We start from the raw sequence: 20,486 nt of genomic DNA on the forward strand, positions 1-20,486 counted from the left end.
TGACAGGTTGCCGATATGTGCGGCAGATAATGGGTGTGGTCATGTTAAGTACTCGTGTCGGGGCGAGCTGCATTTTTCTTGCGCTCGCGGGCTTTATGACCGGAAATCAAGACGCGCGTTCGCAGTCCGATTTACCGGTAGGTATTTGTCTCGACAGGAGGTGACGCCAGTAGGGACGATTGAGATCCAGCAGAACAGCTGCATGAACCTTGCCGGGCAAGGATCTGCAGAAGGGAGGGGCGGCTTTTATCAGTGCTGCGCAGATCTGCTTCCGATCTCAAGAAAGCAGAGCGTACGCTCAAGTGGACAATGTCCAGATTTCGCCATGTCCAAGTAGGACTGCATTACCGCATAGATCAGGATGGCTGCTGCCATCTGCGCCTATCACCTTGCGGGCCGGCAGTTTATCACGTTAAGAGGGTGGGCATCGCTAAAGATCGACGAATCTTCGACGCCCAAAGAAAAAACCCTGAATTTCTCTAGGAAAATCAGGGACTTATTTGGTGGGGCCGGGGGCGACCTCGGTCTTCAAAATCCCCAGATCCCATCAAGAGGTTCAAGCCGGCACCAGGGGGAGCCCCGATGTTGCCTGGCTTTCTCACTGCTCAAATTTAGGTCGCTTTCATCTATCGTCAAGGGCACAACAAAAGAATCCACCACTTTGAACTGACTCCGCTGTCAGAGCGACAGCCAAGCGCTGCGTGAAGCTCTTGCCCCGTAGTAAGCGGGAGATGATTTTTAAGGTTATAGAGAGTAAAACCCCGCTAGCGCTAGTGACCTATATGGCGCAGAACCTCGAGGTGTAACAGCCTCAAGTCAGGTCGCTTGGCACCACTGCTATTTGCCAGTCCACTCATGGAATAGTCCCTGACTCCCTAGAAACCTCCAAACTTCATAATGAGGTAACTAGGAGGCGCTAGGAGCAATCTCCGCAAATTGTGCGGTGAAAAGGTACGGCCTTCACCGCAGCATGACGCACAACCTCACGGCCGATTGCGCTATGTGACGACAGGCAGCTTCCGGCCAGAACCAGCCGTTCGTGGCTGGAAGCTAATGGGCAAAATGCTTTCGAGTGTGCTTCTCAGGCAGAGAAATCTCCTCAGCTCGCGCCCGGCGGTAGCCGAAGGAATCGTCTACGGAAATGAGCCGGTGAGATGCCAACCCTCTGGCAGAAAAGGCGCCGGAACGAATTGCTGTCCTCGTACCCAACTCGGTTTGTGATCACCTCGAAACTCAGGCGTGTGGTTTCCAGCAGCTCTTTGGCCTTTTCCAAGCGCAGCGTCTGCAGGTAGGTCAGTGGCGCGTAACCCGTAGCCTCCTTGAAACGACGCTTGAAGTTGCGGAAACCGAAGCCAAATCGTTCGGCTAGCTCGTCGATTGCACAAGACTCGGCGAAGTTGGCCTCCATCCAGTCCTGCACGCGCAGTACTGCTTCATCAGCATGGTCGCGTGGCATCGACCAATTGACATATACGGACTGCTCGCGACGCACGTCGTCGATCAGTAGATAGCTGCTGCACTGTTGCGCCAGTTCGCGTGAGGCAAAGCGTCGAATCAGGTGTAGTAGCAGGTCCATGGCCGCACTAGCGCCAGCACTGCTGATCAGGCGCCCATCCTCGCAAAGGATACGTCGCTCATCGAGACGAACCTGCGGATAGTGGCGGCGTATAAGGCCTGCAAAAGCCCAGTGAGTGGTGGCCTCGACGCCGTCGAGTAGGCCTGCTTCAGCGAGCATGAACGTGGCGGTACACATCGAAGCAATAACCGCTCCTTGTTGGTGCTGGCGACGCAGCCAGGTGCGATAGCGCTTAAAGGCAGGCAGGGCTTCACGCAGGCAGAAAAGAAAACCAGGGATCAGTACCAGATCGGTTCGATCGAGCGTATCTAGGCCAGCTTCCACCGGCATGGCATACCCCAGGGCATTGTTTACCGGCCGCCCATCAAGTGACGCCACACATACGGTGAAGGGGCGCTCAGACGGTTCAGCCAAGCGATTCGCCGCATCCAATACCTCAAGTGCCAGAGCGGCAGAGGCCTGAGAGCTGAACTCGGCTAATAGCAGCGTTACGTGCATGAAAGACCTTTTGCGTAATCAGCATTAAACAAGTCATTTCTGCACCTACCTTAACCCGAACGCTCCACCTAGAGTGCGACACTCTTCGCCGCAACAGGTATTACCCGTATGAACCTATGGTTTCGCCTTCTTCTGATGTTGTTACGCCGCCCATGGCGCAGCCCGGTGCCCGGCCTCAGCACCACGGTGGTTCGGCTTCGCGTATGGCCGCTGGATTTGGACTTCAACAGACATGTCACCAATGGCCGCTACTTCACCCTGGCCGATGTCGGTCGCATGGATTACGTGCTGCGCAGTGGTGCCTTTCGAGTCGCACTTAAGCACCGCGCGCTACCGATTGTTGGCGACGTATGGGGCAAGTTCCGTCGAGAACTAAAGCTGTTTGATCGCTTCGAAATTCACACGCGCATGCTCGGTTGGGACCATAAGTGGAGTTTTGTCGAGCACCGCTTCATCAAAGATCAGCGGGTTATAGCCATCGTGGTCATGCGCGGGCTGTTTCGGGGAGCCAAGGGTACTGTACCGCCTGTAGAGTTCGCCCGTGCGCTCGGCTTAGCAGAGCAGTCTCCGCCCCTGCCCAGATGGTTATCTGAATGGTCGGCCAGCTGCGACGGTCTGAGTTCTACGCTGCGCGAATCGGAGTACCCAGAGCCTCAGCGAAAAGCGGGCTAAGCACTACAGGATGCTCAGCTAGAGGGGCTTGGGGCTCGTTGATGGGCTGTTTCTGGCTCAGCTTGTTTAAAACGCCGGCATCGACCTTGCTGTGAGTCGATGAGCCCAGATCAGCGGGGCACGCAGTCGAAACATTTTATTTAGATCTAGGCCCTAGGCCAAGGTGCGTTGCTTCCTGAGAGCTTGGGTGACCAGGCTTTCCCCACTTACCTAGATAAGCTGCTTGTGTGCAGCCATGTGCATTGGAGCTCTATCTAAAACTTTTTCAGCCAGTGGTGGGCACCGGGCCGATGATCGCTTCCGGCCGATTCTGTTGAAGAGTCCCGTCGCGGTTTTTGCCCATGAAAGAGCGTGAGCGACGTTGAAATCTGGTTCGCTCAGAAAATCAAGCAAGCATGCGAAGAATCAGCTTATGGTTCTCAGGCAGGTCTGCCAGCGGCACCAGGAAGAACAGCCCGATGCCGGCGACTTCTTTACAGGATCATGCGGCGGGTTCGTCAGGCGGGAATTGATCAAGCAGCGCGGTCAGGTCGTCTACCAGACGCTGATGACCTGCTGGATTCAGATCCATATTCGTGAGGATGCAAGGTTGCGACATTGCCATTCGCTGTTCCGCTGTTTCATCCCACACCTCTACCTACACGAGGCGATAGGAACGTAGCGATTTCTAAAGACTCAACTATGTACGGTACCGATCAGTAACGGCGTATAGTTTGTCTCGCTTAGTAAGGGGAGTCGAAATGCCCGCTACTTCTGCACCTCAGCAGAATCACCTGCTAGCAGCCCTCTCCGCTGAAGTGCAGGAGCGCTTGTTCAGTCACTTAGAGCATGTCTCCTTGCCATTGGGCAAGGTGCTCTACGAATCTGGCGATACCATGCGCCATGTCTACTTTCCGACCGACTCGATCATCTCCCTGCTCTATGTGATGGAAAGTGGCGCATCAGCGGAAATATCCGTGGTCGGTAACGAGGGGCTAGTCGGAGTGGCTTTGTTCATGGGTGGCGAAAGTACTCCTAGCCGAGCCATCGTCCAAAGCGGGGGCTCTGGCTATCGACTGCCGGGGCAGCGTCTTAAGGACGAGTTCAATCGACACGGCGAACTGCTGGCGTTAATGCTGCGTTATACCCAGGCGTTAATTACCCAAATGTCACAGACCGCAGTCTGCAACAGACACCACTCGATCGACCAGCAGCTGTGCCGCTGGCTCTTGCTATCACTGGATAGGCTACCAGGCAACCAGTTGACCATGACTCAGGAGCTGATCGCCAATATGCTCGGCGTCCGTCGAGAAGGCGTCACCGAGGCCGCCGGCAAGCTACAGCGCCAGGGCGTGATTGAGTACAGCCGAGGACATATCAACGTGCTCGATCGGCGCAGGCTTGAGCAACTGAGCTGTGAGTGCTACGCCGTGGTGAAGAGAGAAACCGACCGGCTGCTGCCTTATACCTTGCGCAATGCAAATACAGAGCGCAGATGATCCCAACTCACAGCCCCAGTGATAAAGATAAGTAAGGTGTTGTAGCGAACAGAGCCAGGAGACTCTGTCGAGCAAACTGCAGGAACGGGATTGTAACGCACCTTTCCCGCGCCCTAGCCGGCCCTCTGTGCTGCGGGACAACGTCATGTCAGCCGACCCTTCTCCGCCCAATCTGCTGCTCAACCACCTGCCCAGCAAAGAACTTAAACGCGTCCTGATGCACTGCGAATCGGTGAAGCTAGAGTTCGGCAACATCCTGTGCGAGACCACTCAGCCTTTCTGCCATCTGTACTTCCCCCTCAACAGCTTCATCTCTGTGGTAACCACATTGAGACAACACCGCCCCTTGGAGCTCAGCCTGATCGGTAACGAAGGCATGCTGGGCGCAACCCTGGCTCTGGGCATCGATTCTGCCCCCAACCATGCAGTGGTTCAGGGGAGCGGCAGCGCCCTACGCATCAGCGCCATGCAATTAAATAGGGCACTGTGCGAATGTCCTACGCTACGGCGAACCCTGAACCGCTACCTCTACGTGATGCTGACGCAACTATCTCAGAATGCAGCTTGCGGACACTTTCATGAACTTGAACCAAGACTGGCCAAATGGCTACTGATGGCTCATGACCGGGCGCATTCAGATCGCTTTTATCTGACTCATGAATATCTGGCGGACATGCTCGGTGTTCGTCGAAGCGGAGTCACCATTGCCGCCGGTGCTCTACAGCTACGCCAGCTGATTCGATACAGACGCGGACAGATCACCATCCTTGACCGCCCAGGCCTTGAAGCAACCGCCTGCGAATGCTACGCAGCGCTATGCGAAGGCTACACACGCCTGCTTGCAGCTTCGCCCGCAGCTACAACCTAGACTCTTGCGCGACCGCGGCGCATAACTGGTTCTAGGTGGGGGCCAATCCGCAGGAGGGCAGTAAATGGCTCACTGGCTAGAGCGCGGTAAAGAAAATCCCCCTGCCCTTCCTGACATAGCTCGCTCAGTAGAAAAGCCATCTGCGCCTCGTCCTCTACACCCTCGGCAACGACCTGGTATCTGAGACTTGCGCCCACGGCTATCACCGCTCTAGCTATGCGTCCGTTATCTTCGCTGATCGCATGCACACAGGACTGATCAATCTTCACTACATCGATAGGGAACTTCAGCAGGTAGCTCAAGCTGGTGTAGCCAGTACCAAAGTCGTCCATGGCCAGCTGCACGCCGATGCTCTTGAGGTGACGCAAAATTTCCACGCTGATATCGACATCGTGCAGCAACGCAACTTCAGTAAGTTCTAGTTGCAGACAAGTGGGCGACAGACCAGTCTCGGCGAGAACAGCTTGAACACCAGAAACGAAGTCCGGATGGCGCAGCTCCAACGCGCAGACATTTACCGCGATGGATGGCAGGTCCAGCCCTTGGTCCTGCCAATACTTGGCCTGGCGACAGGCTTCACGCAGCACCCAACGGCCAATCGGCACGATCAATCCACACTCTTCGGCGACTGACAAGAAGTGCTCCGGCAGGGTGACGCCCCATTGAGGATGCAGCCAACGCAGCAGAGCCTCGGCACCAGTGACAGCACCTGTCTTCAGGTTGAGCTTGGGCTGATAGTGGAGCATAAACTCGCGTCGCTCCATCGCCTGCAACAGGTTGCGCTCGATAACCTGCCGCTCGACCGCGCGCACGTTCATCTCCCGCTGGAAGAACTGGTAGTTGTTTCGCCCGGCTCTCTTGGCGTGATACATCGCCGTGTCTGCATTCCTCAGCAACTCATCGGCGTTGTCAGCGTCTGCTGGATACACGCTGATACCGATGCTGCAAGTCATGCGTAACTCCTGTTCGTCAATGAGGTGCGGTGTTGATAATGCAGCAATCATCTTGTGTGCAATGACGCTGGCATCCTGCATGTCACGCCCCTCCGTCAACAACACTACGAACTCGTCTCCACCATTGCGGCTCACCGTATCCGAGCTACGCACGCAAGCTAACAAGCGATGAGCCACCGACTGCAACAGTTGATCTCCGGCAGCATGACCTAGAGAGTCGTTGATGCATTTGAAGCGATCCAGGTCGAGGAATATCAGCGCAATGGCATTGCCACTACGCCCAGCCAGAGTGATCGCTTGGGCAATGCGGTCGTTGAGCAGTACCCGATTAGGCAATCCGGTAAGGAAATCATGCTGGGCCAGATAGGCCATACGGGTAGCCATGGCACGCGTCTCAGAGACGTCATGGAACACCACTACTGCCCCGCTGATCTGGCCACGAGGATCGACAATCGGCGCGGAGGAGTCTTCGATCGCCAGGTTGCTGCCATCCCGGCGCACTAACATAGTGCCAACAGTCATGCCCACTGGCTGTTTCTGTTCGAGTACACGCCTTACAGGGTTGACTGCTGCCGTAGCTGTTTCGCCATCGACCATATGCATTACATGATCAATGGGCTGACCACGCGCATCATCGCGCAACCACCCAGTCATGTGCTCCGCAGCCACATTTAGGTAATCGACGTTACCCTGCATATCCGTGCCGATGACAGCATCGCTTATTGAATTGAGGGTCAATTCCGCGCGTGCTCGCTCAAGCCCAAGGTTCGACTCAGCCGCTGTACGCTGAATAATGTGGCGTAGCGACTGAGCTACCAAGTAGCTAGCAAATACGCCCTTCAACAAATAACCCTGGGCACCGACCTCCAACGTCTGCAGTGCCAAAGCTTCATCCTCGGGCATACACAGAGTCATGATTGGCACTCGCGGTGCGACGGCGAATAACCTTTTGAAGGTATCGATACCTTGGCTATCGGGTAGAGCAAGATCGAGGAGAACCGCGTCGATGCCGCTAGTCTGCATACGAGTTAGCGCCGCAGATAACAATCTGACCCGCTCACTATCAAAGGGGCCATCCGCGGCGTCCCCGAGCATTCCCAGCAAGCTACAGCAATCTACGGCATCCGCAGTGACGATCAGAACCCGATAGGTCATGACGTGTCACCTGTTCAGCACTGCGCTAGAGGTGGTACGAAGGAAAACCTCAACTCGCCGGTTCATCTGCCGACCAAATGCCGACTTGTTGTCTGCCACAGGAGAGGCTTCTCCTTTTCCCCGTGTGCTCAAACGATCTGTAGAGATACCTTGCTCCTGCAGGTAGAACATCACCGTATCAGCACGCCTCTGCGAAAGATTGATATTAGCGGCCGCTCTACCGATATTGTCAGTGTGCCCTTCAATCAGCACGTCGCGATCTGGATGTTGCAAGAGGAAGACCACAAGCTTTCCGAGACTGCTAGTGGTATCGGCTCGTAGCTCGGCACGTCCGCTGGCGAACAGCAGATCTCCAAAAATCACCGTCGGGTTCGCCCCAGCTTGTCCGGAAATCAGCTCATTGTGCGACCTACGCTGATCCTCATAGAAGCTCGCCTGAGCATAGGCCCTAGCGATCTCAACCTTGCGGTCGGCCACTATCACCAGATGCTGCCCCAAGTTCTTATCCCCGATAGGTTGCTCAGCCGCTGCTACAGCCCTCTCCGCTTCTTTCATAGCTGACACCGCTCGGCCGGTGAGGCGAGGATCGTCCTGTAACAAGCTCAGCCTATCGCGTACACCTACAGCACCTTGCGGCATACTCGGCTCTGCGACACAACCTGAGATAGCCAGGACGATGGTTGCCGTAATCAACAGATACTCAACGTTCATTGCTGCTCTCCCATGTTGCTATTGAACAACTCGTAACTGGCAGATTGAGCAACGGCAAGCCGCTCTCTGGCCAGGGCCAACTCGGCTTCGGCACTCGCCTGCTCCGCCAGGCGTTCGGCCAGAAGCATCTCTCCCATCGCCACCTCCGAGTGGGCGGCGCTCAACCTCTCGCGAGCCACTTCCAGCTCTGGCGCAGCAAATTCGGCAATCTGCTCTTGCTCGGCATAGCTAATCGCCAGTTGAGCGTTATGCAAAGCTTAACTGGGCGACTGAGCAGGCACGGCACAACCACTTACAAGTAATCCACAAGCAATTGCCAGGCTTAACGTCACCGTAAGGCAATGGCTTTGCCAGGCAACCTGAGCGCCACAGCCTTACGGATTTGGCCTGCCCCATGTACAGCCCGCGAGAAGAAAACTCATGGGTATCCAGGTTCGTGATCACCCACATCCACTACCGATTGAAGGCAGGTGTATTGCCGCTCATTTGAGGGGCTTTCTATCGGGGGCTCAACTTCAGGCGGAGCGGGGCTATGAGGCTCGGGGATCTCGTTGGGTAAAGGTTGGAAGTCAGGGGCGGTCTGAGTCGATTCGGTATCTATGTCCGAAATGTCCGGCTCAATAGATCTGTTCATGATTACCTCCTGTACGGCTCGTGAGCTCGACTAGGGGATGGCTTGAGGAGATACACGATGGCATCCATGTTTGATAAATGTCCGTACGCTGACGCGCATAGCGCTGAATAGCCGCGTATTCGGCCCAAAGTGTCCGATTGGGCCGTACTGGCTTGTCGAGTGATCTAGGCCGTGTCGAGACAGCCGATAGGGAGCTACCGCGCATGCGCCTAATGGAGCAATCCGACTGTCCGATATTGCCCAGTGTCAGCAGCTAGCACCCCGATTACCTAACTCATCTGCAGGACTTATGTGCGCTATCGGACAGACCACGGCAACAGATCTACGCAGACTCGGTGCTGAGCTACGCCATCCCGTTGCCCCATGTGCGCTCTCGCAGGTCGCCGAAAACCGGCGTAGCAGCCAAGGAAACAATGCCTAACATATGGCTCCGCGTTTTCTCTCGACTACGCAGTACTCCACGTAAATTTACCTACGAACCTGTGCTGCGCGCCGAGTTGTTCAGCGCTGAGCAGATGTCCACCCACGGCCACCAGCTAGCCACGCAGCACAAGCTAAGCCCCAGGGCTGCATCCTCTGCGCTACTGGTACGCCTCGATGATAACGAAGCGCTGCTGGTGCATAGCTGTACCTTACTCAGCGAGGTCCCACCAACCACGCGGCGCGCTACCCCAGCGGCCGAATGGTTGCTAGACAACTTTTATCTGATTGAGGAGCAGATCCGCACTGCACGAAAGCACCTACCCCGTGGTTACAGCCGCGAGCTGCCGAGGCTGGCAGAAGGACCATCAAGCGGCCTGCCTCGGGTCTATGACATCGCCCTGGAGACCATCTCACATGGTGACGGTCGCGTTGACAGTGAAAGCCTGCGCCGCTTTGTCGCGTCGTACCAATCCGCAACACCGCTAACCCTCGGGGAGCTATGGGCTATCCCGATCATGTTGCGCTTAGCTCTCATCGAAAACTTGCGCCGCGTGGCTTCAAGGGTGATGGCCAACTGGGACGACCGCAACTTGGCCAACGACTGGGCTGACCGCCTGCACGAAACCGCCGAGCGCGACGCCAAGAGTGTACTGTTGACAGTTGCCGACATGGCTCGCTCGCAACCGCCAATGACCAGCTCATTCGTTGCCGAACTGGCCAGGCGCCTGCAGGGTCAGAGCCCCGCACTTATCTTGCCATTGACCTGGATCGAACAGACGCTTGCCGAAAGCGGTTTGAACATTGAGCGCCTGGTGCAGCTGGACGCCCAACAGCAGGCTGCTGAGCAGGTGTCCATCAGTAACAGCATCAACAGCCTGCGCAAACTATCCGCTATTGACTGGCGCGGCTTTGTCGAAAGCATGAGCCGCGTCGAGCAAGCGCTTCTGGAAGATCCTGCACAGCTCTATTTGGGCATGGACTTCGCCACCCGCGACCATTACCGCCACGTAGTCGAACGCTTAGCCAAGCACTGCGAGCATGCAGAAGAGACCATCGCCCGCACCGCCGTCGACCTAGCCGGTAATGCTGGCACAGGCCCACAAGCACATGTCGGCTTCTATCTATTGGGCCAAGGATTGGGGGATCTAGAACGATGCCTCAACGCCCGTGTACCGCTGGCCGAAACTTGGCAGCGCCTGCTGCGCCGTTCGCCACTGGCCTTTTTTCTCATCCCGGTTCTGACCCTAAGCATACTTCTGGCCTGGCCCTTCCTCGCCGTGGCCCAGGCTAATGGCATGAGTGGCGGCCTATTGGTCCTACTCGGGGTACCAGCTCTATTGATGACCAGTTGCCTAGCCTTAGGGCTGGTGAACTGGTTGGTGACTCTAACCGTGACTCCGCACACTCTTCCGCGCCTGGACTATAGCGATGGCATTCCCGAGCAGGCATGCACTCTGGTGGTGGTGCCCACCCTGATGGGAAGCGTGAGGGATATCGAAGACCTTGTGGAAGACCTGGAGGTACGTTTCCTGGCCAACCGCGATACCAACCTGCACTTCGCTCTGCTCACAGACTTCATGGACGCACCGAGCGAAGTATTGGAACAAGATGCAATCCTGCTTCTACTCGCACGCAAGCAGATCGAGGCACTCAACAACAAGTACCCATCGGCCGGCGCCGAGCGGTTCTATCTCTTGCATCGCCCGCGGCGCTGGAATCCAAGCGAAGGCGTATGGATGGGACATGAGCGAAAACGCGGCAAGCTAGCCGCGCTGAATGCCCTGCTGCGAGGACGGGGTCATGACGAATTTAAGCTGATTGTCGGCGACATCGCCGCCTTGCCGCAGATACGCTACGTTATCAGCCTGGATACTGACACTCAGCTGCCGCGCGATGTTGCCCGGCAACTGGTAGGCGCGCTAGCTCATCCACTTAACCAAGCCACTTTCGACCCCACACGGGGCAAAATCACCAGCGGCTACGCCATCCTTCAACCACGAATCGGCATCAGTTTGCCGAGCACCGCACGTTCGATCTATGCCCAACTGTTCGGCAGCGAGGCTGGGGTCGATCCCTACACACGCGCTGTATCCGACGTGTATCAGGACCTGTTCCAGCAGGGCTCATTCATTGGCAAGGGTATCTACGCGGTGGACGCCTTCGAGCAAGCACTGGAAGGCTGCTTCCCAGACAACTGGATACTCAGCCACGACTTGATCGAGGGCTGCTTTGCGCGCTCCGGCCTGCTCAGCGACGTGCAGCTATACGAGGAGCACCCTGCCCGCTACAGCGCCGACTGCAAACGCAGACATCGCTGGATTCGCGGCGACTGGCAGTTACTACCATGGCTGCTGCCGTGGACGCCGAAACTACAAGGTGGTCTACAGCGCAATCGCCTTGGTGCCCTAGCGCAGTGGAAGATTTTCGACAACCTGCGCCGCAGCCTAGAGCCAGCGGCGTTTCTTGCAATGCTGCTGTGGGGCTGGCTCGGTGTAGATCAAGCACCGCTCTGGACCCTGGCAGTACTCAGCCTCGTGCTAACCCAACCGTTGCTAGGCACATTGCTGGAGCTACTGCGTAAACCCCATGAAATTTCCCTCGGTCAGCACTTACGGGCAACCTCGCACTCGGCAGCATTGCAGTTCGGCCGAGCGCTGTTGGCACTGGTGTGGCTGCCCTTCGAGACCTTACTCAGCTTGGACGCCATTGCCCGCACCCTGTGGCGCATACTGATCACTCGTAGCCACCTGCTGCAATGGAGTCCTTCACGGGAAGTGGAACGCAGCAGCCGCAACGATCTTCTTGACTTGTATCAGTTGATGTGGGTCGCCCCCGCACTAGCTCTGGTTTGTGCTGCAGTGCTTCTGCCCCACCCCATTGTTCTAGCGCTGGCGAGCCCGTTGCTTCTGCTGTGGCTGATCAGCCCAGCCATCGCCTGGTGGCTTAGTCAGCCTAGGCCCCAAGCGAAATTTGAGCCATCCGCCGAGGAACTGCGCTTTCTACACAATCTGGCGCGAAAGACTTGGGCCTTCTTCGACCAATATGTCGGTCCTTTAGACAACTGGTTACCGCCTGACAATATGCAGGAGCAACCGAGCCAGATGGTCGCCCACCGCACCTCTCCCACCAACATGGGAATGGCCCTGCTCTCACATCTAGCCGCCTACGATTTCGGCTATCTCAGCGGCGGCCGCCTGTTGGCACGTCTCGATCACTCTCTGAACAGCATGGCCAGCCTTGAGCGCCATCGCCAGCATTTCTTCAACTGGTACGACACCCAGACTCTCAAGCCTCTTCCACCACACTACGTGTCCACCGTGGACAGCGGCAATCTGGCCGGATCCTTACTAATCCTGCGCGCAGGCCTGCTGGAGCTGGCAGATCAACCTCTAATAAGCCCGCGTCTATTCAACGGTATAATCGATACCTTAACCGCGTTACGCGAGGCGTTGGCTGATGCCAACTTAGACGAGCATGTCCTACATAAGATGCAGGCCGAGCTGGTTAGCGCACAGACATCAGATCGGCTCGACTCGGAAGCCATCTGTAACCACCTGCAGCGGCTCCTCAATCACAGTCAGAGACTATACGAGCACCTACAGCCAGCGCGGGGCAGCGAGTGCGAGCGCTGGCTGCAGGCCTTAGTGGCGCATTGCGAAGATCTGCATGGTGATCTGAGTCAGCTCTACCTGCCGCGCCTTAGCGCCACCGAACAGCCGGGGCCTATGACATGGCGCCAGCTGGCGCAACTGGAAAGCACCCAGTGGCCGGTCGCCGATCAAGCTCATATACGCTTGATGCAGCGTTGTGCCAACGAACGCATAGACTGCGCCAACCGCCTCGCCCAGCAGGCCGGCGATCTGGCACAAATGGACTTCGGCTTTCTTTACGACGCCCAACGCGACCTGCTCTCTATCGGCTACAACGCCGATGAGAATCGCCTGGACGCCGGTTACTACGACTTGCTGGCCTCTGAGGCAAGGCTGACCAGTTTCGTGGCAATCGCCCAAGGCCAATTACCCCAGGAAGGCTGGTTCACCCTGGGACGCCTGCTCACCAGCAGTGCTGGCGTGCCGGTACTGCTGTCCTGGTCCGGCTCGATGTTTGAATACCTGATGCCCATGCTGGTGATGCCCAGCTACGCAGGCACCCTGCTCAATCAGACATGTCGCGCCGCCGTGGCCCGACAGATTGAGCACGGCAACCAGTTGGGCCTGCCCTGGGGGGTATCTGAGTCCGGATACAACACTCAGGATGCCCACTTCAACTACCAGTACCGTGCCTTTGGAGTTCCTGGCTTGGGTCTCAAGCGCGGGCTCGGCGAGGACACTGTGGTCGCGCCCTACGCCTCAATCATGGCGCTGATGGTCGATCCGCAAGCCGCCTGCCGTAACCTGCAGAGGCTGTCTGCTCAAGGGCTAAGAGGCCCGTTCGGTCTATATGAGGCGGTTGACTTCACTACTGCACGTCTGCCCCGCGGACAGAGCGCCGCAGTTGTTCATTCGTTCATGGCCCATCATCAGGGCATGAGTCTGCTGGCGCTGACCCATGTACTGCTGGATCAGCCAATGCAACGGCGCTTCGAGGCCGATCCTCAGTTCCAGGCCACCGCCCTCTTGCTGCAGGAGCGTATTCCAAAAACCGCTGCCCAATACCTGCACGCAACTTACTCACCAACAGCTGATGCTGCCGCGCGTGTTAGCGAGGCGAAGCTGCGAGTATTCACCGATCCCGATCGCCGCCACCCTGCCGTGCAGTTGCTGTCCAACGGACGCTACCACGTCATGATCAGCAGCGCTGGTGGAGGTTACAGCCGCTGTAACGGTACGGCAGTGACGCGCTGGCAAGAGGATAGCAGCCGAGACCACTGGGGCATGTTTTGCTACCTGCGTGATGTCGATAGTGGCGACTTCTGGTCCGCGGCACACCAACCGACGCTGCGTCGCACGGAAAGCTACGAGGCGATATTTACCGAAGCCCGCGCCGAGTTCCGTGTACGCGAGCGCGACTTTGACAGCCATACGGAGATCGTCGTCTCACCCGAGGATGACATTGAACTGCGACGTCTACATCTTACTAATCGTGCCCGCGTAAGACGCAGCCTGGAGCTAACTAGCTACGCCGAAGTAGTCCTTGCTCCGGCCATCGCCGACGCTCTACACCCAGCCTTCAGCAAGCTGTTCGTACAGACCGAGCTGGTACCAGAACTACAGGCCATCCTGTGCTCCCGCCGACCAAGATCGAGCCAGGAGCAAGTGCCATGGATGTGCCATTTGTTGGCAGCCCACGGTACAGATATAGAAGCAATCTCTTACGAAACTGACCGCGCACGCTTTATCGGCCGTGGCCGCAGCGCAGTCTTTCCAGCAGCTCTGGACATCGGCGTAGATAGTCTCTCCGGCACCGCCGGCTCCGTGCTAGACCCGATCGTGGCAATTCGCTGTCGCATTACCCTCGAACCTGGTCAAAGCGCCATTGTCGACCTGGTCAGCGGCATCAGTGATAGCCGCGACGGCTGCCTGCACCTAGTCAATAAGTATCGCGACCGCCATCTGGCCGACCGCGTGTTTGGTCTGGCTTGGACCCACAGCCAGGTTCTGCTACGTCAGCTGAACGCCTCGCAGGCTAACGCCCGCCTATTCGAGCAGATGGCAGCCTCGATCATCTATGCCAACGCCGCAATGCGTGCCAACGCCAGCATTATGATGAGCAATCAGCGCAACCAGTCCGACCTCTGGGGACAGGCGATTTCCGGCGATTTGCCAATTGTCCTAGTGCAGATAGCCGACCCGGCGAACATCGAGTTGGTTCGACAACTGATGCAGGCCCATGCCTACTGGCGACAAAAAGGCTTGGCTCTAGACTTGGTGATCTGGAACGAGGACCAGATCGGTTACCGCCAGCAACTGCAGGACCAGATCATGGCACTGGTCACCTCTGGCAGCGAGGCCAGCCTAATTGATCGCCCAGGCGGTATCTTTGTTCGCCCTGCCCAGCAATTATCCAGCGATGACCGCCTGCTGATGCTCGCCGTGTCGCGCCTGGTGCTTAGCGACCGTGACGGCAGCTTGGCCGAACAGGTTCATCGACGGACCGGCGGACCGGCTCTACCTCGCTTCAATCCAGATCTGATGAGAACCATAAGGCCCCTGCCCGCTGCCGAATCAAACGCTAACACCGATCTGCTACTGGGCAACACCTATGGTGGTTTTAGCACCGATGGCAGTGAGTATGTAATCCACCTAGCACAAGGTACGAGCACTCCGGCGCCCTGGGCCAATGTTCTGGCCAATCCGCAATTCGGCACGGTGGTCAGCGAAAGCGGCAGCGCCTACACATGGAGCGAGAACGCCCATGAATACCGTCTGACACCCTGGCATAACGAGCCGGTCAGTGACGCCAGCGACGAGGCGCTGTACCTGCGCGACGATGACAGCGGCTATTACTGGTCGCCCACTCCTCTACCGTGCCCTGGTCAGGGTAGTTACACCACCCGCCATGGATTCGGTTACAGCATCTTCGAGCACGAAGAGGATGGACTCCACAGCAAGCTGTGGGTGTACGTGGCGCTAGATGCCTCGATCAAGTTCTCACGTCTGCAGGTGCACAATCGCTCAGGGCGCGAGAGGCGCTTATCCGCTACCGGCTATGTGGCATGGGTACTCGGCGACCTTCGCGAGAAGTCGGCTCTGCACATCGTCACCGAACAGGACCCAGTCAGTGGCGTGCTGTTCGCGCGCAACGCCTACTCCATTGACTTTCCCGGGCGAGTGGCGTTTTTTGATGTCGACTCACCAGCGCGCAGTATCAGTGGTGATCGTACTGAGTTCCTCGGGCGTAACGGCAACCTGAATGCCCCGGCCGCGCTGTCCAAGCCGCACATGTCGGGCCGTACAGGTAGTGGGCTCGACCCTTGCGCAGTCATCCAGGTCGCTTTCGTACTAACCGACGGGGACAGCCACGAAATCGTTTTCCGACTCGGAGCAGGCCGCGATGCCAAGGCTGCTGCGCATTTGGCCCAACGCTTTCGTGGCAGCAGCGTGGCCAGCAACGCACTGGATGAAGTACGCGCGCATTGGCGCTCGACCCTCGGAGCGGTCCGGGTCAGCACCCCTGAGCCGGCCATCGATGTGCTGACCAACGGCTGGTTAATGTACCAAGTGATTGCCAGCCGCTTCTGGGCACGCAGCGGCTATTACCAATCCGGCGGAGCCTACGGCTTCCGTGACCAGCTACAGGACAGCATGGCAATGATCCACGCCAACCCGGCTGCTAGCCGCCAGCACCTGCTGCTGTGCGCAGCACATCAGTTTTGTGAGGGTGATGTACAACACTGGTGGCATCCACCGCTGGACCGCGGCGTGCGCACTGGCTGCTCCGATGACTACCTGTGGCTGCCCCTGGCTACCAGCCGCTATGTACGTATCAGCGGTGATCTGGGGGTGCTCGACGAGTTGGTCAGTTATATCGAAGGCAGAGCACTAAACCCCGGTGAAGAGTCCTACTACGACCTACCACAACGCTCGTCCCATAAGGACAATCTATACCAACACTGCGTGCGCGCCATCGAGCACGGCATGGCCCGAGGCATCCACGGCCTGCCGCTGATCGGCTGCGGCGACTGGAACGATGGTATGAACCGTGTCGGCGAAAAGGGCCAAGGAGAGAGCGTATGGCTGGGCTTCTTCCTATATATGGTGATGCAGCAGTTCTCCAGTATCGCTCTTGATCGCGGAGACACAGAGTTTGCCCAACGCTGCACGGATCAGGCAGAAGCATTGCGCCTCAGTCTGGAGGAGCATGGCTGGGACGGCGCATGGTACCGCCGCGCCTACTTCGACGACGGCACACCGCTAGGCTCGGCAAGCAACGGGGAATGCTGCATCGACTCCATTGCCCAGAGTTGGTCGGTGCTCTCTGGCGCTGCAGCGCCGCAGCGCCAACACAGCGCCATGGACTCCCTGGATAAGCACTTGGTGCGTCGCGACCTGGGGATGGTGCAACTGCTCAACCCGCCTTTTGACATGAGTGCACTCGATCCTGGTTACATCAAAGGCTACGTGCCCGGCGTACGTGAAAATGGTGGCCAGTACACCCACGCCGCCGTGTGGGCGAGCATGGCCTTCGCCGGTCTCGGCGATAGCGCACGCGCCTGGGATCTGCTGCACCTAATCAACCCGATCAGCCACGGCAGCAAGGAGGCCATCGAGCAGTACAAGGTAGAACCCTATGTAGTGTCTGCCGATGTCTACGCGGTGGATCCGCACGCAGGGCGAGGTGGCTGGAGCTGGTACACCGGGGCGGCCGGATGGATGTACCGGCTGATCGTCGAATCACTGCTAGGTCTTCAGCGCAGCGCCAACAGTTTGCGCCTTCAACCGGTGCTACCGGCAGGCTGGCCTGGCTTCAGCCTGGACTACCAGTTCGGCGCCACTCTGTACCGTATAGAGGTCGTGCAACAAGAAGGTACAGCCCCGTCGCTATGGCTGGATGGAGTGCGGATCGATGAGGAACAATGTGCCCTAGTGGACGATGGCCGCGAACACCGCATTGAACTTTACTGTCAACCGAATTGAGCGCGCCCCTTTGGTCAAAGCGGGTTTTGCCAGCACTTATCCCAAGTTCATGCAAAAAAGATTTGCCCGCAAGTGAGCATCTCTGCCGGATAGGTTGCGCCGCAGGTAGTGCATCCATGGGTACATGAGCCTGCCATCTACAACCACCTACCTACCAAGACGTTGGACGGTTCTCCGCGCCCCGCAACATCAAGTGGGATCTCTATCAGAGATCGCTCATACAAGCTCAGCGAATAGATTTCCCAGGCTCTGGATTGCTGGCGCATCGCATCAAGTTCAAGAGACGATAGGTATAAAGCTGCTGTCAAGGTAATGACCGCTACCATCACCAGAACTAGCACGACGGTGAGTGTCATCACGCGGGAGCGACTATTCATACAATTGGCTCCTACTAATCCGCGGGCAAAGGCATGCCAGCAGTTGAACAGTTCAGAGCCAGCATTCGTAACGGCATTACTGAACCAAGCACAACACTGGCCTGCACGCCCAAACAGCAGACTGGAAGACGCGATGGGTCACGTTAACCGAAAGATATAGCTCAATTAGTTCGGTTCGATCATCACTCTTCGCTCAGACTGGGAGCCGTGTAAAGGATCAGCATCCAATGGTCTGCTTAGGTCTAGCTAGCTATCCATCAGATCGTCTTGTGGATCGTGAGTAGTCCGCTCTCGTCTCTCACGCGTAATTGCTGGTAGCTCGTCCGGCTCCTCCAGCGGCGGCAGACTGGTGGGGTCATTGCTGCTAGGCAGCGGGGATCCCGGCTCTGGGACTTGAGGCTGATCGATGAGTTCTCGCGCCTGCTCTGATTCGCTTGACTTGGGCATGGTGTCTTCTCCGATGAGGGGCGGGCACGCACTGAGCGCACCTTGGAAAAGATGGTGACAATAAACAGACTCCCGCGTCCGTTCGCTGGCGCGCATAGACCATGCTTCCAAGCAGCGTTGGCTATCGCACAGACTGTCAGACTGAATACAGCCCAAGATGTGAATTCAATACCGGCCTATTTGCCGGCCACTACTGGAGCTAATGATGCAAACGCAAAACCATTTGCCCAAAGCGGGCAATAGCGATAAGTCAGCCCAACGCACTCCCACCCTCGCGCAGTCTGGAGTATCCCGTGATTTTCATAACTTGCTTGCAGACATCGAGGATCTGCTCGAAGAGGCTACTTCACTCACCGGCGAAGAACTGATCGAGGCCCGAGACAGGCTCAATACCCGCATAGCGGAAGCCAGAGCTACAGCCCAGGATGTGAGCGACAGCGTGGTACAACGAGCACGTCAGACAGCCACAGTGGCTAACGAGTATGTTCATGAGCAACCCTGGAGAGCCCTTGGCACTGGTATCGCTATCGCATTTCTGCTCGGCTTCGTGATAGCACGGCGTGCTTAGACTTCTCCGGGGGATGAGTCATGAGCCCCAACGGCAATGCATGCGCGACTCAGCTGTTACTGATCCGCTGCCTTCAGCCAACTCGCCGTTGTAGCGCAGCAAACGCTTTACTCCAAAGCTGCGCTCCCTTGCTAGCTGCCTGTACTTTGAGATGAAAGGCAGGCGGCGTGATGGCAACCCAAAACCACCCAGCAACAGAACCGGAAAGAGCTGCATCATGCATGTGCACGGACACCCCCATGTTGGATGGCAAGTGTTAGAAAGGCCAAAAAATCCAAAGATAAAGTAACCAAAGGATGGCCAGAGCTTCACCAACGGAGCAGAGGGGTTGTAGCCATGTTGTTGCTAGCACCAATCACTAACACTCGCTATATCTACAGATGTTGGCAGTCGTTCAGATCGACCATCGAGCATCTCCTAACCTGAGACCTATCCCAGCACTTATGGGCCGCCAAGAAGCAGCTCATGCCACACTATCAGCACACTGCCTCAGGCTCCCTCCAAGACCTGGTCTTGCGAAAAGCACGCCGTCCCAGCTCACTCGACGAGGTTTGCGTAGCAAGCATCTGCAAATCATTGCCGTAGGTATCACTGATTCGATGAGGGCCGAATTGCTGACCAGTCGGCATGCAGCACGGATACGTTTTCTGCTCTATGGGGTGGCGAGTCACCTCCGGTGTGCTGCTGCAGTTGGCTCTATTACTCGTCGCATCGATTCCACTAGAAGCTTGGCTATTGCTGGCCACACGATGATTATTGGCTGGGGAAGTCTCTTGGACGTACTGTTTGGTTGCATGGTGGGCTCAGCAGTAATCTGGCCCCCCCCTGAAAAATAACGCCGAAGAAAACGTAATGTTGATAGCGAAGACAAACAGCGTGCAAGAAACCGCCATCGCGCGACAATTGCTTAAGGCCTGTGCAGATTTTGCATAGACGTCGATAGTCTTGCGGCAACACACTCATAGCAGCAGGCCTGATCAAATGAGCCCGAGAAAAAGTAGGGCCAGCATGACAATTACCAGTACGCCTAAACTGCCGCTTGGCCAATATCCCCATGTGCGACTGTAGGGCCAGCTAGGAATGGCGCTCATGAGAAGCGCAGAAAGTAGAATCAGAAGAAGGATGCCAAGGTTCATGGTGCGCACCTTGCATTAGCTTTATGAAGGGATCGGTTAGCAGGAGCCTAACGCGATAACCTCTGCTCACACGTCGCCAAGCATGAACGCATGTAGGTAGCGAATCTGTTCGCAAGCGCACGTAAGGATTCCTCACTCTCCGGTACGCGAAAGAACCTACACCTACGAGTACTGGCACATCTTGGTACTCGCCTGACGATTCCCGACGACGCTAAGGAAGATTCACACTTTAGCCGAGAGCATGGTAGGCAGAGAGTGTGGTGGCAGGAATGGGGGACTGCCATCTATGCATACTCAATAAAGCCATGATCAGCACCGCCGCCCTGCTGGGAGGCGGTGCTGATCATGGCATGGGGTCTTTCAGCGGCCTGTACCCACCGACTCAGTAGACGTTAGCTATCCATATCGATGTTG

11 protein-coding genes are annotated in these 20,486 nt (G+C 57.0%); 5 read left to right on the plus strand and 6 right to left on the minus strand.

The window, feature by feature from the left end:
- Positions 1 to 1,099: 1,099 nt before the first annotated feature.
- Positions 1,100 to 2,074 (minus strand): GlxA family transcriptional regulator, encoded by a 975-nt coding sequence (locus tag IB234_RS20590; RefSeq protein ID WP_192321483.1) that lies wholly within the window; start codon positions 2,072 to 2,074, stop codon positions 1,100 to 1,102.
- 108 nt (positions 2,075 to 2,182) lie between these two features.
- Between IB234_RS20590 and IB234_RS20595 the strand changes: the two genes are divergently transcribed.
- The 3 genes from IB234_RS20595 (at position 2,183) to IB234_RS20605 (ending at position 5,092) form a co-directional block, all read left to right on the plus strand.
- On the plus strand, positions 2,183 to 2,746 hold the full coding sequence (locus IB234_RS20595) for a thioesterase family protein (RefSeq protein WP_192321485.1): 564 nt from the start codon (positions 2,183 to 2,185) through the stop codon (positions 2,744 to 2,746).
- A 740-nt stretch (positions 2,747 to 3,486) separates the two neighbouring features.
- Positions 3,487 to 4,224: a Crp/Fnr family transcriptional regulator gene (locus IB234_RS20600; RefSeq protein ID WP_192321487.1), complete on the plus strand. Its 738-nt coding sequence runs from the start codon at positions 3,487 to 3,489 to the stop codon at positions 4,222 to 4,224.
- A 145-nt stretch (positions 4,225 to 4,369) separates the two neighbouring features.
- Positions 4,370 to 5,092: a Crp/Fnr family transcriptional regulator gene (locus tag IB234_RS20605; RefSeq protein ID WP_192321490.1), complete on the plus strand. Its 723-nt coding sequence runs from the start codon at positions 4,370 to 4,372 to the stop codon at positions 5,090 to 5,092.
- Here the strand turns inward: IB234_RS20605 and IB234_RS20610 are convergent.
- Genes IB234_RS20610 through IB234_RS20620 form a run of 3 tightly spaced genes read right to left on the minus strand, consistent with a single transcriptional unit; the run spans position 5,089 to position 8,165 of the window.
- A complete protein-coding gene (locus IB234_RS20610) occupies positions 5,089 to 7,200 on the minus strand; it encodes a putative bifunctional diguanylate cyclase/phosphodiesterase (RefSeq protein ID WP_192321492.1) in 2,112 nt (703 codons plus the stop codon). The two genes, IB234_RS20605 and IB234_RS20610, sit on opposite strands and share 4 nt — an antisense overlap.
- 6 nt (positions 7,201 to 7,206) lie before the next feature.
- On the minus strand, positions 7,207 to 7,911 hold the full coding sequence (locus tag IB234_RS20615) for an OmpA family protein (RefSeq protein WP_192321495.1): 705 nt from the start codon (positions 7,909 to 7,911) through the stop codon (positions 7,207 to 7,209).
- Entirely contained in the window at positions 7,908 to 8,165 is a 258-nt protein-coding gene (locus IB234_RS20620; protein ID WP_192321497.1) for a DUF4398 domain-containing protein, read from the minus strand. The genes IB234_RS20615 and IB234_RS20620 overlap by 4 nt, the downstream gene beginning before the upstream one ends.
- Positions 8,166 to 8,958: 793 nt before the next feature.
- Between IB234_RS20620 and IB234_RS20625 the strand changes: the two genes are divergently transcribed.
- A complete protein-coding gene (locus IB234_RS20625; protein WP_192321499.1) occupies positions 8,959 to 17,544 on the plus strand; it encodes a GH36-type glycosyl hydrolase domain-containing protein in 8,586 nt (2,861 codons plus the stop codon).
- 137 nt (positions 17,545 to 17,681) lie between these two features.
- On the opposite strand, the gene IB234_RS20630 is transcribed toward IB234_RS20625, so the two are convergent.
- Positions 17,682 to 17,921: a hypothetical protein gene (locus IB234_RS20630; protein WP_192321501.1), complete on the minus strand. Its 240-nt coding sequence runs from the start codon at positions 17,919 to 17,921 to the stop codon at positions 17,682 to 17,684.
- A 652-nt stretch (positions 17,922 to 18,573) separates the two neighbouring features.
- On the opposite strand from IB234_RS20630, the gene IB234_RS20635 reads away from it, so the two are divergent.
- Complete coding sequence (locus IB234_RS20635) at positions 18,574 to 18,936, plus strand: DUF883 family protein (RefSeq protein ID WP_192321503.1); 363 nt, start codon at positions 18,574 to 18,576, stop codon at positions 18,934 to 18,936.
- A gap of 977 nt (positions 18,937 to 19,913) precedes the next feature.
- Here the strand turns inward: IB234_RS20635 and IB234_RS20640 are convergent.
- Positions 19,914 to 20,072, minus strand: coding sequence for a DUF3309 family protein (locus IB234_RS20640; RefSeq protein WP_192321505.1), 159 nt, complete (start codon positions 20,070 to 20,072; stop codon positions 19,914 to 19,916).
- Positions 20,073 to 20,486: the final 414 nt, after the last annotated feature.

It is taken from the genome of Pseudomonas sp. PDM16 (assembly GCF_014851865.1).
Taxonomy (GTDB): domain Bacteria; phylum Pseudomonadota; class Gammaproteobacteria; order Pseudomonadales; family Pseudomonadaceae; genus Aquipseudomonas.